Consider the following 16,431-nt stretch of genomic DNA (forward strand, 5'->3'; position numbering starts at 1 on the left):
GCACCCATGGCAACGCTTGAAATCCGAGACCTGCACGTCACCGTCGAGGCCGACAACGCCACGAAGGAGATCCTCAAGGGCGTCGACCTCACCGTGAAGCAGGGCGAGACGCACGCCATCATGGGCCCCAACGGCTCGGGCAAGTCGACCCTCGCCTACTCGCTCGCGGGTCACCCCAAGTACACGATCACCAGCGGCACCGTTCTGCTCGACGGCGAGGACGTCCTCGCGATGTCCGTCGACGAGCGCGCCCGCGCGGGCCTGTTCCTCGCGATGCAGTACCCGGTCGAGGTCCCCGGCGTCTCCGTCTCCAACTTCCTGCGCACCTCCGCCACCGCGATCCGCGGCGAGGCCCCCAAGCTGCGCACCTGGGTGAAGGAGGTCAAGGAGACCATGGAGCGTCTCAACATGGACCCCTCCTTCGCCGAGCGCAACGTGAACGAGGGCTTCTCCGGCGGTGAGAAGAAGCGCCACGAGATCCTCCAGCTGGAGCTGCTCAAGCCGAAGGTCGCGATCCTCGACGAGACGGACTCCGGCCTGGACGTCGACGCGCTGCGCATCGTCTCCGAGGGCGTCAACCGCGTCCGCGAGACCGGCGAGGTCGGCACCCTGCTGATCACGCACTACACGCGCATCCTGCGCTACATCAAGCCCGACTTCGTCCACGTCTTCTCCGGCGGGCGGATCGTCGAGTCCGGCGGTGCCGAGCTCGCCGACAAGCTGGAGGACGAGGGCTACGAGGCGTACACGAAGGGTGGCGTATCCGCGTGACACAGCTGCCGGGCCTCCTCGACACCGAGGCGATCCGCAAGGACTTCCCCGTCCTGGACCGGCTGGTCCACGACGGCAAGAAGCTCGTGTACCTGGACAACGCGGCGACCTCGCAGAAGCCGCGCCAGGTGCTGGACGTCCTCGGCGAGTACTACGAGCGCTACAACGCCAACGTCCACCGCGGTGTGCATGTGCTCGCCGAGGAGGCCACGGCGCTGTACGAGGGCGCGCGCGACAAGGTCGCCGCGTTCATCAACGCGCCGAGCCGCGACGAGGTGATCTTCACCAAGAACGCCTCCGAGTCGCTCAACCTCGTGGCGAACATGCTGGGCTGGGCCGACGAGCCCTACCGGGTCGACCACGACACCGAGATCGTCATCACGGAGATGGAGCACCACTCCAACATCGTTCCGTGGCAGCTGCTGTCGCAGCGCACCGGCGCGAAGCTGAAGTGGTTCGGCCTCACGGACGACGGCCGGCTCGACCTGTCGAACATCGACGAGATCATCACCGAGAAGACGAAGATCGTCTCCTTTGTGCTGGTGTCCAACATCCTGGGCACGGTCAACCCGGTCGAGGCGATAGTCCGCCGCGCCCAGGAGGTCGGCGCACTCGTCTGCATCGACGCCTCCCAGGCCGCACCGCACATGCCGCTGGACGTCCAGGCCCTGCAGGCCGACTTCGTGGCCTTCACCGGCCACAAGATGTGCGGCCCGACGGGCATCGGCGTGCTGTGGGGCCGCCAGGAGCTGCTGGAGGACCTGCCTCCGTTCCTGGGCGGCGGCGAGATGATCGAGACCGTGTCGATGCACTCGTCGACGTACGCTCCGGCGCCCCACAAGTTCGAGGCGGGCACCCCGCCGATCGCGCAGGCGGTCGGCCTCGGCGCGGCGATCGACTACCTGAGCGCGATCGGCATGGACAAGATCCTCGCCCATGAGCATGCGCTCACCGAGTACGCGGTGCAGCGGCTGAGCGAGGTCCCCGACCTGAAGATCATCGGCCCCACCACGGCCGAAGACCGGGGCGCGGCGATCTCCTTCACGCTCGGTGACATCCACCCCCACGACGTGGGCCAGGTCCTCGACGAGCAGGGCATCGCGGTCCGGGTCGGCCACCACTGCGCCCGCCCCGTCTGCCTGCGGTACGGAATTCCTGCGACCACGCGGGCGTCGTTCTATTTGTACTCCACGCCGGCCGAGATCGACGCACTGGTCGAGGGGCTGGAGCACGTACGGAACTTCTTCGGCTGAAGGGCGTGCTGAAACCGTGAAGCTGGATTCGATGTACCAGGAAGTCATCCTGGACCACTACAAGCACCCGCACGGGCGCGGTCTGCGGGATGGCGACGCCGAGGTGCACCACGTCAATCCGACCTGCGGCGACGAGATCACGCTGCGTGTGAAGTACGACGGCACGACGATCACGGACGTCTCGTACGAGGGCCAGGGCTGCTCCATCAGCCAGGCCTCGGCCTCCGTACTGAACGAACTGCTCGTCGGCAGGGAACTGGCCGAGGCGCAGAAGATCCAGGAGACCTTCCTGGAGCTGATGCAGTCCAAGGGCCGGATCGAGCCCGATGACGCGATGGAGGAGGTGCTGGAGGACGCGGTGGCGTTCGCCGGTGTCTCCAAATACCCGGCGCGGGTGAAGTGCGCCCTCCTGAGCTGGATGGCGTGGAAGGACGCGACGGCCCAGGCGCTGGGCGGAGCCGACGCCGAAAGGAAGACGGCATGAGCGACACCGTGGAGATGAAGCCGGTCTCGGAGGAGGAGCTCCGCGAGGCCCTGATGGACGTCGTCGACCCCGAGCTGGGCATCGACGTCGTCAACCTCGGCCTGATCTACGGCATCCACATCGACGAGTCGGCGAACATCGCCACCGTGGACATGACCCTGACGTCGGCGGCCTGCCCGCTGACGGACGTCATCGAGGACCAGGCCAAGTCCGCCACGGACGGTCTCGTCGGCGAGCTGCGGATCAACTGGGTCTGGATGCCGCCGTGGGGCCCCGACAAGATCACGGACGACGGCCGCGAGCAGCTTCGGGCGCTCGGGTTCAACGTCTGAGACCCACCGGCTTTCCCGGCAGACGAAAGCGGCGGCACCCGACGGGTGCCGCCGCTTTCGTGCTTCTCGTGCTCAGGCCCGGACGTGGTGGGCCGGTCGGTGGGGGCTTCGAAGGCCGGGCGGACGATGTGTGTACAGCCGTACGCATCGATGCGTACACTCGTACACATGGGATACGCCTTCCTGTCCGGGGCCATAGCCGCGGAAGTCGTCGCCACGACCGCCATGAAGTACAGCGAAGGCTTCAGTCGGCTCTGGCCCTCGCTGGTGACCCTCCTCGGCTACGTCCTCTCCTTCACGCTGCTCGCGCAGACCCTGAAGACCGTGTCGATCGGTACGGCCTATGCGATCTGGGCCGGGATCGGCACCGCGACCATCGCCGCCCTCGGGCTGGTGCTGTTCGGCGAGGGGCTGGGACTCGCGAAGATCGCCGGGATCGTGCTGATCATCGGCGGGGTGGTGGTTCTGAACCTGGGAGGCGCGCACTGATGGCCCGCCGGTACGACCCCGAGCGGCGCCAGCGGATCATCGACGCGGCCATCCGGGTCGTGGCCCGGAACGGCATCGCCGGACTGAGCCACCGCTCCGTGGCCGCCGAGGCCGATGTGCCGCTGGGCTCCACGACCTACCACTTCAAGACCCTCGACGAACTCATGGTCGCCGCGCTGCGGCAGACGAACGAAGGCTTCGCCAAGGTGCTCGCCACCAGTGGCCTGGAGGACGGGGAGGGCGATCTGGCGGCCGACCTCGCCCGGGCCCTTGGAGAGTGGCTGGGCGGCGACCGCACGGGCGTCGAGCTGGAGTACGAGCTCTACCTCGCCGCCCTGCGCAGGCCCGCCCTGCGTCCCGTCGCCGCCGAGTGGACGGAGGAGACCGCCGAGCGGCTCGCCCGGCGCACCGACCCGGTCACCGCACGGGCCCTGCTTGCGCTGATGGACGGGATCTGCCTCCAGGTGCTGCTGACGGGGGCGCCGTACGACGAGCGGTACGCGCGGGAGGCGCTGGCACGGGTGATCGCCTGACCCGACTCCCCCGTGCTGCGCCGTACCCGGGCCCACCTGCCGAGACGCTGGCTCACCGGTTCGCCCGCGCAGGCCCCGCCACGTTAGGTTTCCCCTATGACCGACACGACTGCTCCCCGTACCACCGGTGCCGTGGCCGCCGGACTCGCCACGGTCGCCGCCGACGGCACCGTTCTCGACACCTGGTTCCCCGCGCCTGAACTGGCCGCCGAGCCGGGCCCCTCCGGCACCGAGCGGCTGTCCGTCGAGCGTGCCGTGGAGCTGCTCGGCGAAGGCGCCGCGAAGGCCATCGGCCCCGACCCCCGCCGGGGTGTCGAGGTGGTCGCGGTCCGCACGGTCATCGCCTCCCTCGACGAGAAGCCGATCGACGCGCACGATGTCTACCTGCGCCTCCACCTGCTCTCGCACCGCCTGGTCAAGCCGCACGGCCAGAGCCTCGAAGGCATCTTCGGCTTCCTCTCCAACGTCGCCTGGACCTCGCTCGGCCCGGTCGCCGTGGACGACGTCGAGACGGTACGGCTGAACGCCCGTGCCGAGGGCCTGCACCTCCAGGTGACCTCCATCGACAAGTTCCCGCGCATGACGGACTACGTCGCGCCCAAGGGCGTCCGTATCGCCGACGCGGACCGGGTCCGGCTGGGCGCGCACCTCGCCGAGGGTACGACGGTCATGCACGAGGGCTTCGTGAACTTCAACGCGGGCACCCTCGGCACCTCGATGGTCGAGGGCCGCATCTCGGCGGGCGTCGTGGTCGGCGACGGCTCGGACATCGGCGGCGGCGCCTCCACGATGGGCACGCTCTCCGGCGGCGGCAACGTCATCATCGCCATCGGCGAGCGCTGCCTGATCGGCGCCGAGGCGGGTGTCGGCATCGCGCTCGGCGACGAGTGCGTCGTCGAGGCCGGCCTGTACGTCACCGCGGGCACCCGGATCACCATGCCCGACGGCCAGATCGTCAAGGCCCGCGAACTCAGCGGCGCCTCCAACATCCTCTTCCGCCGCAACTCGGTCACCGGCGCTGTGGAGGCCCGCCCGAACAACGCGGTGTGGGGCGGCCTGAACGAGATCCTGCACAGCCACAACTGACCACCGGCGGCCGTCACTTGCGGCCGCCTCGTCGATCACCGCTCTGAACTGTCGGCAGTTGTCGAGGTCGGTCACCATCGAGCGCCCTTCCACGGCCCCAGGAGGGCCCGGGAGGGCGCTCGTGCGTTGAGAGATACACCGCCTTGTAAGTTCGATCCGGTGGACTCAACTGGCCCCCTAAGCAAGGCAGTTAGGGTCATCACGGTTCGCGCTGGGCTGCCGCTGTCTGCCGGCGTTGATGTCAGGGAGCGAGCTCGCCGGCAGATGCCTGCCGGTCTGGCCCCACGCGAGAAGGCCCTACCCGGCCTGGGATCGGCCAACAGCGTCAACTCCCCGCACCGCCGACGGCACTTGCGAGGTAGGTCGGCTACTCGGCTGACCTGGGGAATTGCCCTGCTAGCGATGGGGCGTTGTTCTTCCCGCCCTCCGCCGAGATTTCCCCTGGCTCCCCGCTCGATCTGGCACGGTTGTGGCATGGGGCCGCTTCGGTGGCTAGCGACAGACGGGACGGCCACGGTACCGCGCGGTCTGCGAAAGGCTTCCGCTGACGAGGGCTCTGGTCCTATCGTCTGAGCCCATGATCAGAAACGGCGCTCCACTGCCCCCGACGGTCTACCCGCTCGCCAAGGGGCGTCTGTGGGTCATGTTGGCTGGCTCTCTGCTCTTCGTCGCTCTGGGCATCGTTTTCCTGGTCGCCCACAGCACCGCGAAGATGACTGTGGCGGGGGCGCTGGCCGCGCCCTTCTTCGGGTTCTGCTCGTGGATCATCATCCAGCGCCTGCTCCGCGACCGACCGGAACTGGTGCTGGACGACGCGGGAGTGGACCACGTGAGGCTGGGCCGGTTCGGCTGGGACGAGATAGCCGCCGTGCGGATACGCGAGCAGCGGGTACGTAACACCTCGCAGCGGTTCATTGAGCTGGTGCTGCACGACCCGGACGCCTATCTGGCTCGAGCACCCAAGCTCGTCCGCAGCACCGCGTCCATGAACGCACGACTCGGCTTCGGTCCGGCCAACATGGCCACGAACGCCTTGCCGGTGCCGCCTGAGGCGGTCCTGGACGCAATGCGGCGCTACCGCCCCGGACTCGCAGTACAGCACTGAGCGCGCCCGTTGCCCGACCGGCGCCGGCACTTTGCCAGTACCACGCGCGGCTGTCGAGCGCCGCGGCCGTCCGCCGTCGTTGGCGTCAGCGCTGCCGTCACTGCGGTCGGCCGCAGCTTCTGTGACCAATGCTGTGGGCCTTGAGTCCGTACGGGGATGCCATCTTCAACGAGCGGCAGGTTGCCCTTGCTGCTCACGGAACTTGATCGGCTTCCCGAAGCCTACGGTGGGATCTGGGTAGACCAGGTCGAGAGCTGTGCACCATCGTTCAGAGCGGAACGCACCGGTATCTCTGGTCCGTCTGAGCGATCCAGAAAACCGTCGTGCTAAGGAGGAACCGTCCCTGAGGTCAGATGGCCTGGGCGCCTTCACCGTGCCGGATACGGTCGAACAGGCTCTGACGGTGGGTGGCCAGGCCCCCGCCGGGGACAGGGACAGGGCTGCCCGACAGGGTGTACCACTCGTCGGCGCCGGTGTACTGGACGCTGACGTGCGCGGTGCGCCCGTCGTCCCCGAGGGTGGTGTGGACGGTGAGGTCACATGACGCCGACCTCGTCGGTCATCGCGCCGCCCGGGCCAGCGGTGACGTCAGGGAAAGCTCCACGCCGACAAGGGATACGACTACGATCACCCGCGGCGATGGTTACGTAAGCGGGGCATCACACATCGCATTGCCCGCAAGGGCATCGAGACCGACTGGCTTGGGCCGGCACCGATGGACCGTAGAACGCACCATGTCCTGGCTTGCCGGATGCCGACGACTGCACCGCCGCTACGAGCGCAGAGCCGAGCACTTCCTCGCCTTCATCAGCATCGCCTGCACCCTCATCTGCTACCGCAGGCGTACCAAATGAGGTGACTTCTTAGGAGCGACGGTTGGGTAATCTGGGGTGTGACCTGCGGGTTCCCTACCTTGGACGTATCCGGTAGCACGTACTCCTGTGCACCCCGATTCCCCCGGGAGTCCCTGCGTGCTCTGGCACGCGAGTGGCGCGCTTTCGTAGAACCAGAGCCTGGCTTCGCGGGTGGCTGCCGCAGCCCCTCACGGCCTCACCTGGGCTGCGAGTAGCACTCGGGGGCGCCCCCGCCCCCGCCCTCGCGTCAGCGACGCGCTCTCTTCATTCGCTTATCGAACCGGCCGATGAGCTTTGCATCGAAATGGGCGAACCGCTCTGGGTCGTTGTCGACTAGTTCCAGAGCGATCCTGGCCATGTCTGCGCGACCTGTCGCGTACTCCTGATAGAGCGACCAGATCCCCTCTCGGGCTGCTATCTGGCAGTCCAATTCAATCTCTGGCGCACCGGCCTCGACTTCGGTCCAGTGCGATTCTCCGCCCACGCAGCGTATTAGGTAGGTGAGCAATTTGATGCGCAGCGTATCGCTTAGATCTTCGCTGAGGGCCGCCATGATTAGCGATGTGACGGGCGCTGCCACATCGAAAAGAAGCGACTGGTTGTAGACGTGCCCTTCTAGTAGGGCTTGGTCAGGTAGGGGGCGAGCGTGTCGTATCAGGGCCAGGGTCTTCGGCAGGTGGGGCACGCCCCGGCCCAGCAGACGAGGAGGACTTGGAGCCCGGCCACGACCTGGTAGATCGTCAGACCGTGGCCGGTGCTGGCGGGCACAGTCGCTCCAGGGTGCAGAACGCCTGCGCCACCGAGGCCAGCGTGAGATGTCGCAGGAAGCCCTGGTAGGTGCGTCCCTCGAAGTGGCCCAGCCCCAGGGCGGTCTTCAATTCCCGGTAGTCGTGCTCGACCCGCCAGCGGATCTTCGCCAGCCGCACCAGGCGCCGCAGGGGAACGTGGGCGGGCAAGGTGGACAGCCAGTACTTGGTCGGCTCCGGCTCTTTGGCGGGCCACTCGGCCAGCAGCCAGCACACCGGCAGGTCCTCACCGGGGTGCGCCCGGCGGACCCGCGCTCCGGCCGGCCGGACCCGCAGCGCGACGAAGTACGAGCGCAGCGGCCCCTTCGAGCCGCGCCGCCAGGTGACGCGGTGCCGTGCGCCGCGCCCGGCGGCCAGCACGATCTCGCGGACCGACACCGGCTTGTCCCGGTAGCAGGGCACCGGCGGCCGCCCGGTGCCCGACCACGGCGGGGCGGTGCGCGCCGCCGTCTGGGGCAACACCGCGGTATCCGACCGCACCCCGACGACATACGCGATCTCCCGCTCCTCCAGTGCCAGGCGAAAGGCCCCGTCCTGCCCGTAGCCCTCGTCGGCCACCACCAGCGGCGGATCCAGGCCCCAGCAGCGCAGCTCGTCGACCATGTCCACGGCCAGCTGCCACTTCGGCACGTGCCCGACCTCATCGGGGACGCGCGCCCGACGGCGCCGCAGGACGGCGCTCTCGGGCTCGTCTGCGGTGGCCGGATCCCATTCGGCGGGCAGGAACAGCCGCCAGTTCACCGGGCAGGAGGCGGCGTCGGTGACCAGGTGCAGACTCGGCGCGACCTGGCAGTTGGCGGTCTTGCCCAGCGCGCCGCAGTACTGCGCGGCCACCCCCGGGGAGGCATGACCGTCCTTGGGGAAGGACACGTCGTCGATCACCCAGGCTGCCGGGTGGATGGCCGGCTCCATCCGCCAGGCCAGCTCGGCCAGCACCATCTGGTGCGACCACGGGGAGTCGGCCAGGAACTGCTGCAGGCCCTGCCGGTCCACCCCCAGCCGGGCGGCCATCGGCTCCATCGACTTGCGCCGCCCCGCGCCCAGCAGCCCCCGCACATACCGCTCGCCCCACCGCCGCTGATCCACCCGCCCGAACGAGCCGAACACCTCGGCCGCGAGCGACTCCAACCGCTGTTGGGCCTCCGTGAGCTCCTGCGGTGTCATTCCCCTCACCTCCGAGAGACGACACACCGCTACTCACCCAAGGTAACCAAGCCCTACTAGGGACGACTCTGCAAACTCAGCTGGGGTTCTGGCTTCGAGCAAATTGGCAAACGTCTTAGGGATATGGGTGCCTGTCTTGCCGCAACCGCAACGCAGGGAAGCCCAATCCACCCGCTCGGCCTGAATCAACGACGGCCTGATGCTCATGCCTGCACAACTGACCATCGGCGGCTGTGACCTGCGGCCGCCTCGTCGATCACCGCTCTGAACTGTCGCTGAGCTGTCGGCAGTTGTCGAGGTCGGTCACCAACGAGCGCCCTTCCACGGCCCCAGGACGGCCCGGGAGGGCGCTCGTGCGGTGAGGGAGACCACCGCCTTGTGAGGGCGGCGTGATCGGCGGCGTGGAGCTCCAGGGCAGTCAGGCTGTAGCGGCAACCCAGGCGAACGGCTCATCTCAACTGCGGCGAGCCGTCGTTGATCGTGGTTGACCACACGATGTGGCACGGCTGTGGCAGGCCACTGCTTCGCCCCGAGAGCGTTGTTCAGTCGGAAGCTACGGACTTGGCTTCTCGGTGTGTGGTCGGTCAAGGCAGGATCTCGACGTACCCGTCGGTTCCGTGCACGCGGATCCGCTGCCCGTCCCGGATCAGCCGGGTGGCCTGCTCCACGCCTACGACGGCCGGCAAGCCGTACTCCCGGGCGATCACCGCGCCATGGGTCATCAGGCCGCCCACCTCCGTCACCAGGCCCGCGACGCCGACGAACAGCGGCGACCAGCTGGGGTCCGTGAAGGTCGTGACCAGGATGTCGCCCGCTTCGAGATCGGCCTCCGCCATGTCGAGGATGACGCGGGCCCGTCCCTCGATGGTCCCGGCGGAAACCGGTAGGCCGATCAGGGCGCCGGCCGGCACGTCGTCGCGCCGGTACGCCCCGGTCAGGGCCTCACCATCCGATGTGAGCACCCGGGGCGGAGTGAGCGCGTGGTACGACCGGAACGCGTCCTTGCGCTGCTGGATGAGCTGGTCATCCACCTGGTTCGAGCGCACGACCTCGTGGAGTTCCTGGAACGTGAGGTAGAAGATGTCCTCCTTCTCAGGCAGCACGTCGGACTGTACGAGGCGCTCGGCCTCCGCCAGCAGGGCCTGCTTGTAGACGAAGTAGCGGCTGATGATGCCGTACTTCGGGTACTCCCGGTACCCGATGAAGGTTCTGACCCGGTCGATCATCCGCTTGGTCTCGTCGGCTTTCCGGTCCCCGTCCGGCAGGGCCCGCAAGCGTGACAGCACGTCCTGTTCCTTCTTCTGCGCCTTCTGCCTTCCTTGCTCGAAGCGCCGCTCGGCGGCGCCCGGCTCGAAGTTCCTGACGTTGTCGAGGATCACGGGCACGAGCGTGGTGGGGCGCTCGCGCCAACGTGGCCTCGTGATGTCGATCTCGCCGACACAGCGCATGCCGTACCGGTCGAGGTAGGCCTCTATGGCGTCGCGCGCTTCGGTCCCGCCCGCGAGCTTCGCCAGCTCGTCCAGGAAGTCCTCGTCCTGGACGTCCTGCAGGAACGCCACCACCTCCGGCTGCGGGCGGATCACGTCCGCGACGTCGAGCAGCGCCAGTCCCATCTCCGAGGTGACGTTGTCGGGGGCGGACAGCGTGAGCGTGTCAGCCACGTTCTTCTCGCCCAGCCACTCCTGCAGCTTGTCGTTGAGCCACCACGTGGCCTCCATCCCCGCCATGATCGCCTGAATGTTCAGCGGATCACTGAGGACCCGCTTGTGCTCCTCGAAGGCCTCCAGCAGGAAGTCGAACAGCGCCGGTCCGGTCTTCGTCCGGATGTCGCGCTCCAGGGCGGCGATGTACGCCTGACTGCGCTCGATCAGCTCGGTGACGATGGCCGGATCGGTCTCGATCGGGGCGGACGCGCCCCTGGCTGGCGGCCCGCCGGGACCCGCGTCCGGGAGCGACGGGACGAAATCGTCGCGGTCGAGGACGGTCTCCAGAGCGTCCCTGACCAGCGGATCGCCTCTCCCCATGGCGTCCAGGAGGCCGGCGCGGCCCGCAGGCGAGGCCAGGCGCCGGGTGACGTCGACGAACAGCCTCCCGCCCGCCTCGTGCATCGGCACCATGGCTGTCAGCTGCCACATGGAGAGCCCCAGGGGCTTCATGGGGTCGGTCATCATCTGCCCATGGCCTACGGAGACGTAGACGTGATTCTCCTGGTCGCCGGCCTCGGGAATGGGGAACAACGTCGTGATCGGCCGGCTCTGGACGAACCGGAAGCCATCATCGACCAGGCACCACTCGATGTCCTGCGGGCGGCCGAAGTGCGCTTCGATCCGCCGCCCGAGCTGCACGAGCTGCACGACCTGCGCATCCGTCAGCGCCGGCTGCTCCTGCTGCTGCGAGTCGATCGCCACTACCTGCGTACCGCCGGCCGGCAGGGCGTGAATGGCACGCTGTTTGGCGGCGATCGCCTTGGCGACGACTTCGCCGTTTCGCACCTTGAAGACGTCCGGGTTCACCAGGCCGGAGACCAGGGCCTCGCCGAGGCCGAAGCCGGCGTCCACGGTGGCGACCTTCCGGTTGTCCGTGACGGGGTCGGCCGTGAACAGGATGCCGGCCGCATGCGGGAAGACCATCTGCTGCACGACCACGGCCATGTGGACCGTACGGTGGTCGATGCCGTTCCGCCGGCGGTAGGTCACGGCCCGCTCGGTGAACAGCGATGCCCAGCACCGACTGACGTGCTGGAGGATTGCTGCCGGCCCCACGACGTTCAGGTACGTGTCCTGCTGGCCGGCGAAGGAGGCCGTCGGCAGGTCCTCTGCCGTCGCGCTGGATCGGACGGCGTAGGCGGCTTGCTCGCCGAGCCCGGCGAGCACGCGGGTGATCGCCGCCGCGAGATCGCCCGGGATGGCAATCCCTTCGATGGTTCGGCGAATCTGCGCGCTGAGCGTGCGGATCGCCTCCCGGTCGTCCGGGTCCAAACGCGACAGCTGATCGAGCCGACCGTCGATCGACGGCGCTTCCGCCATGATCCGCCGGAAGGCGTCCGTGGTCACGCAAAAGCCCCCCGGCACGCGGATGCCTTCGATCCGCGACAGCTCGCCCAGGTGCGCGGCCTTGCCACCGACGACGGCGACCTGCGTCTCGTCAACCTCTTGAAGACCCAACACGTACTGCTTGATCATTGCGATACCTCCGAGGCAGCCATGCCCCGTTGCACTGCGGTGGCCGATCGAATCACCGGCGCCTCCAACTCTGTCGAACCTCTTGTCGGGCGCGTCCTCATCTCTGGTTGCCTTCCCATCGATGAGTCGGCCGTCCGCTCAGCTCTCTCGGGCGGCGCGCACCCCGTACCTCCGCGCCGAGCGCCCGCAACCCCCATACGCCGACGACAACACACGCACTTCGTGCCCCCGTTTCCGCAGGTTGCGGGCACGGCCGACGATTGTGCGCCGTGACCCGGGTCTTGCGGCAAGCCCCCCAGGGCGCTATACGTTGAGAGTGGCAAGGAGAAGGCTCTCCTTGCCTTTGCTTTTTGCCGTCCAATGGAACTGGCAAGCCTCTCGCGAAGCGGTGGCGCGCTGCGTACGGGTACGCGTCGTTGGCCCTCACGGATCTCCTCCTGCGCGTCACCCAGCCTCAGTGCCGGTGGCCTCGGCGCTTGTATGGGCGCGGTGCGGCGCGGATAGCCTCTGGCCATGCCGAGCTTCGAGATCACACCGATAGGTACGATCCGGAACAACCGGACGGATGTCCAGCACACGGACAACTGGGGTGCCGTCCGCAGCACGATCACCATCGACGAGCGCTTCGGCGAGGCGTGCCTCCAGGGTCTGGAGGGCTTCTCCCACGTGGAGGTCCTCTTCGTCCTCGACCAGTTCCCGGAACAAGACGATTACCGCGAACCCCGCCCCTACCGCGGCCGCTCCGACCTCCCGCCCGTCGGCGTATTCGCCGGCCGCGGCCCCCGCAGACCGAACCGCATCGGGGTGACGTCCTGCACCATCGAATCCGTCCACGGCCGCGAATTGACGGTGGTGGGCCTCGACGCGGTCTCGGGCACCCCGGTCATCGACCTGAAGCCGACGATGGCGGAGTTCCGCCCCGTGAACATCAAGCAGCCGGAATGGGTCAGCCGCCTGATGTCGGAGTACTTCCAGCCGTAGGCAGGGTGCGGGGGTGAAGCTCAATGCGACGGTGGACGGGACGGGAGCTCCCCGCGCACGCCACTATGGACCCGCACCCGGGAACGGCGCCCTCTCCGTCCCGGTGCCGGCCGATCCCCCCGGAGGCATGCTCTTGATCGGGCCGCTCTACGCGGTGATCGACTCATCCCCACCGGCACTGTCCACGTGTGGGCGCGCGTCGGCGCAGCCGGCGCGGAGCGGCCCGTAGGCGGGAGCATGCATGCCGGATGCTCGCGGCGGAGGGGGAAGGCTCGGTTACTCCTTGCGCGGGGGTGGTGTGCCGGAGGCCCGTGCGTGTGAGGGTGCGGAGTCCAGGTCGGCCCAGATGACTTTGCCGCCGGATTCCGGGCGGGTGCCCCATCTGCGGGACAGCTGGGTGACCAGGAAGAGGCCGCGGCCGTTTTCGTCGATGGCGCGTGCGTGACGCAAGCGTGGGGAGTTGGCGTCGGTGTCGAATACTTCGCAGGTCAGGACTTGATGCTGGATCAGACGCAGTCCGATCGGGCCGGTGCTGTGGCGGATGGCGTTGGTGACCAGTTCACTGACGATCAGTTGCGTGGGGTCCTGGAGACCTTCCAGGCCCCATTCGGTCAGCTGACGGGCTGCCATGTGCCGGGCGCTGCGGACAGCGGTCCGGTCGTTCGGCAGCGTCCAGGAGGCGACCTGGGCGGGATTGAGAGAGCGGGTCCGCACCAGAAGCAGGGTGACGTCGTCGGACGGTGCCTGACGCGGGCGGGGCTGCGTCGCTCGGGTGCACAGGTCTTCCAGGGCGCGATCCGGTTGGGCCAGGGCGGCGGCCAGGCGGCGCATTCCCACGTCGATGTCGTGGTCGCGGGTTTCGATCAGGCCGTCGGTGTACAGGGCGAGGAGAGTGCCCTCGGGCAGTTCCAGCTCCACGGCCTCGAAGGGAACCCCCAGCCCGATGCCGAGTGGGCTTCCGGTGGGCAGGTCGGGGAAGGTGACCCGGCCCTGCGGGTCGATGATCGCGGGCGGAGGGTGCCCGGCCCGTGCCATGGTGCACCTTCGGGTGATCGGGTCGTAGACGGCGTACAGGCAGGTGGCGCCTACAACCGTGGGGGCCTGGTCCGCGGCGTCGACGTCCGCCTCGGCCAGTCGCTGGAACGTGCCATCGAGACGGGCCAGCAGTTCGTCGGGGGGCATCTCCAGGTCGGCGAGCGTGCGTACGGCGGTGCGGAGCCTGCCCATGGTCGCGGCGGCGTTGATGCCGTGTCCGACGACATCGCCGACGACGAGGGCCACCCGGGCGCCGGACAGCGGGATCACGTCGAACCAGTCGCCTCCGACGCCGGCTTCCGTGTCGGCCGGCAGGTAGCGCCAGGCCGCCTCGACCGCCGCGCCGCCCATCAAACGGTGGGGCAGCAGGTTGCGTTGGAGCGCGAGGGCCGCGGTGTGTTCGCGCGTGTATTGGCGGGCGTTGTCCAATGACAGCGCGGCCCGGGTGACGAGCTCCTCGGCCAGGAGCAGGTCATCCTCGTGAAAGGGGACGGGGTCCTCGGTGCGGAGGAACAGCGCGATACCCAGGACGGCGCGCCGCGCAATGATGGGCACGATCATCAGGGAATGTGTCCCGTGCTCACGGATCTTTTGCGCCCGCGTCGGGTCGTGGTCGATCCATGCCCCAGGAGAGGTGTCCAGCACCGGTTCCAGGTAGGACCTCCCTGTGCGCAGAACGCCGGCGTGCGGCAAGGTTGCGGGGACGAAAACCGTCTCCCCTGGCGCAAAGGACGACTCCGGGACTCCTGGGTGGATCGAGGCCTGACCGGCACGGAGGAAAACGGGAGGGCGACCGCTCATCGTGTCGATTCGGGTCGGGGGCTCTTCGCCGAACGGGACGGACTCCCCCAGGTCGACGTAGGCGTAGTCGGCCAGCAGGGGCACGGCAAGATCGGCCAGTTCCTGCCCGGTCTGCATGATGTCCAGGGTGCTGCCGATACGCGTGCGGGCCTGGCTGAGGATGGCAAAGCGCTCGCGCGTCCGCTGATTGCCGGTGACATCCACGCTGATGCAGCACACCCCCAGTGTCGTGCCGTCCGCGTCCTGGAGGCAGAAGTACGAGACCGAGAACGCATGCTCCCGGCGCGGATCTTCCGTCGGCCACACACGGTACTCGTGGACCGCGGTGGTGCCGTTCCGCAGCGCCTGCTGCATCACCGCTTCCAGGGCTTCGGCCTCGAAGCCGGGCAGGGACTCGGTGATTCGACGGCCGAGCCGCCGGTCGCGGGAGATGCCGTCGTGGCTCTCTATTGTGTCGTTCACCCAGACGCAACGCAGCTGCGGGTCACGAACGACGATGCCGATCGGCGCGTGGGTGAGAAGCGACTCCCGCACCGATCCGTTTCCCGCGTCCCGGGAGAGCGTGCCGATGTCGGTGGCGGACACAAGCCACCGGAAGGTTCCGTCCTGCCCCCTCAACGTCGAGATCCGATGATTGAGGTCCAGCATGCGGCCATCGCGATGGCGCACCGTCATCATGCCCGACCAGTCATTTTGGGCACGGCACTGCTCGATCAAGGCCGATATCGTCGGCGTTTCCCCGGAAGACGGCAGCACGAGTGCGGCGGACCGGCCCACCACGTCCCCGGCGGAGTACCCGAGAAGCCGCTCGGCGGCCTGCGTCCATGCGACCACCGTTCCACGCTCGTCGAGCATCGCGACCGCTGACTCGGGCATCTCGCGCATATTCAAACGCTCACCAAAGGTCACCCTGTCCGCGCTGGTCATCGAGCTGTCCTCCTCACCCAGGTGGCTGTCGCTCTCACGCGGGTCGGCTGCGGCGACCAGGACCACGGCGGGGTGGACGGCTGGAGCAGCATGGGTCCCGGCAGGACGTGGACGACCTCGGCCGGGTCCCGCCGAGATCAATCCGACCAGATTTGCACCTTTTGGGTATTTGACCGGACGGAGCTCCGATCTGTGACAGGACTGCAGCCGCGGCTGATGCCAACGCGGCCCCCGGCCGCCGCAGGTCCGCAGGAGGGGGTAGAACATGCGGGCACCGCAGATCCGACAGAGCGGCGGCCCGACCTCCCGGGATGCGCAGACCACAGCCGCGCACCCCTTGCATCCCAGACTCGACCGCATGCATGACAAATGGCCGACGTGGCGCTTCAACGCCCGACAGGTGCCTTGAGGCTCTCAAGCGGGCGACGCTGCACCGCGGTCCGAGCGACGCCTATGCCTCCCCGGCGCTCGGCAGCATGGCTGGTCCCGTTGACGGTTCGCGCGCGCGGCTGTGGATCAGAACGGAACTGCTCGCCGTCCGCTGGAGTCCATCGGGGCAGTTCTGACCGTGGCTCGTCCATCTAGGGGCAATGCCGTTGATTTAGGCCTCGGGCGTAGGTTCCTGGGT

At 68.3% G+C, this 16,431-nt stretch carries 13 protein-coding genes and 1 pseudogene; 10 read left to right on the forward strand and 4 right to left on the reverse strand.

Going from position 1 to position 16,431, the window contains the following annotated elements:
- The first annotated feature begins 6 nt into the window (after positions 1-6).
- The 9 genes and pseudogenes from sufC to ACQEXA_RS40965 form a co-directional block, all read left to right on the forward strand.
- Entirely contained in the window at positions 7-771 is a 765-nt protein-coding gene (gene sufC / locus ACQEXA_RS40925) for a Fe-S cluster assembly ATPase SufC (protein WP_432926379.1), read from the forward strand.
- On the forward strand, positions 768-2,024 hold the full coding sequence (locus ACQEXA_RS40930) for a cysteine desulfurase (protein WP_359392427.1): 1,257 nt from the start codon (positions 768-770) through the stop codon (positions 2,022-2,024). The genes sufC and ACQEXA_RS40930 overlap by 4 nt, the downstream gene beginning before the upstream one ends.
- Before the next feature lie 16 nt (positions 2,025-2,040).
- Entirely contained in the window at positions 2,041-2,508 is a 468-nt protein-coding gene (sufU, locus tag ACQEXA_RS40935; RefSeq protein WP_432926377.1) for a Fe-S cluster assembly sulfur transfer protein SufU, read from the forward strand.
- The gene (locus ACQEXA_RS40940; RefSeq protein WP_359392431.1) at positions 2,505-2,840 is read left to right on the forward strand and encodes a metal-sulfur cluster assembly factor; all 336 of its coding nucleotides are present in this window, start codon (positions 2,505-2,507) and stop codon (positions 2,838-2,840) included. The genes sufU and ACQEXA_RS40940 overlap by 4 nt, the downstream gene beginning before the upstream one ends.
- 168 nt (positions 2,841-3,008) lie before the next feature.
- Positions 3,009-3,329, forward strand: a complete 321-nt coding sequence (locus ACQEXA_RS40945) for a DMT family transporter (protein WP_359392433.1) — start codon at positions 3,009-3,011, stop codon at positions 3,327-3,329.
- Positions 3,329-3,862 carry a TetR/AcrR family transcriptional regulator gene (locus ACQEXA_RS40950; protein ID WP_432926373.1) on the forward strand — a complete coding sequence of 178 codons (534 nt, stop codon included), beginning with the start codon at positions 3,329-3,331 and terminating at the stop codon, positions 3,860-3,862. The genes ACQEXA_RS40945 and ACQEXA_RS40950 overlap by 1 nt, the downstream gene beginning before the upstream one ends.
- A 96-nt stretch (positions 3,863-3,958) precedes the next feature.
- Positions 3,959-4,948 (forward strand): 2,3,4,5-tetrahydropyridine-2,6-dicarboxylate N-succinyltransferase, encoded by a 990-nt coding sequence (gene dapD / locus ACQEXA_RS40955; protein WP_432926371.1) that lies wholly within the window; start codon positions 3,959-3,961, stop codon positions 4,946-4,948.
- A 577-nt stretch (positions 4,949-5,525) separates the two neighbouring features.
- Positions 5,526-6,053: an STM3941 family protein gene (locus ACQEXA_RS40960; RefSeq protein WP_433132583.1), complete on the forward strand. Its 528-nt coding sequence runs from the start codon at positions 5,526-5,528 to the stop codon at positions 6,051-6,053.
- 586 nt (positions 6,054-6,639) lie between these two features.
- Positions 6,640-6,907 (forward strand): annotated as a pseudogene (locus tag ACQEXA_RS40965) (transposase); the annotation flags it as partial.
- 247 nt (positions 6,908-7,154) lie between these two features.
- Here ACQEXA_RS40965 and ACQEXA_RS40970 read toward each other — a convergent pair.
- The 3 genes from ACQEXA_RS40970 to rph form a co-directional block, all read right to left on the reverse strand.
- The gene (locus ACQEXA_RS40970) at positions 7,155-7,460 is read right to left on the reverse strand and encodes a hypothetical protein (RefSeq protein WP_432926367.1); all 306 of its coding nucleotides are present in this window, start codon (positions 7,458-7,460) and stop codon (positions 7,155-7,157) included.
- Positions 7,461-7,647: 187 nt separating this feature from the next.
- The gene (locus ACQEXA_RS40975; RefSeq protein ID WP_432923500.1) at positions 7,648-8,877 is read right to left on the reverse strand and encodes an IS701 family transposase; all 1,230 of its coding nucleotides are present in this window, start codon (positions 8,875-8,877) and stop codon (positions 7,648-7,650) included.
- A gap of 584 nt (positions 8,878-9,461) precedes the next feature.
- Positions 9,462-12,059, reverse strand: coding sequence for a rifamycin-inactivating phosphotransferase (rph, locus tag ACQEXA_RS40980; RefSeq protein ID WP_432926365.1), 2,598 nt, complete (start codon positions 12,057-12,059; stop codon positions 9,462-9,464).
- Between the two features lie 513 nt (positions 12,060-12,572).
- Between rph and ACQEXA_RS40985 the strand changes: the two genes are divergently transcribed.
- Positions 12,573-13,040, forward strand: coding sequence for an SAM-dependent methyltransferase (locus ACQEXA_RS40985; RefSeq protein WP_432926363.1), 468 nt, complete (start codon positions 12,573-12,575; stop codon positions 13,038-13,040).
- Between the two features lie 276 nt (positions 13,041-13,316).
- Here the strand turns inward: ACQEXA_RS40985 and ACQEXA_RS40990 are convergent, their stop codons facing one another.
- Positions 13,317-15,752, reverse strand: coding sequence for a SpoIIE family protein phosphatase (locus ACQEXA_RS40990; RefSeq protein WP_433132585.1), 2,436 nt, complete (start codon positions 15,750-15,752; stop codon positions 13,317-13,319).
- Positions 15,753-16,431 lie beyond the last annotated feature (679 nt).

It is taken from the genome of Streptomyces sp. CA-106110 (assembly GCF_050936285.1).
Lineage (GTDB): Bacteria > Actinomycetota > Actinomycetes > Streptomycetales > Streptomycetaceae > Streptomyces.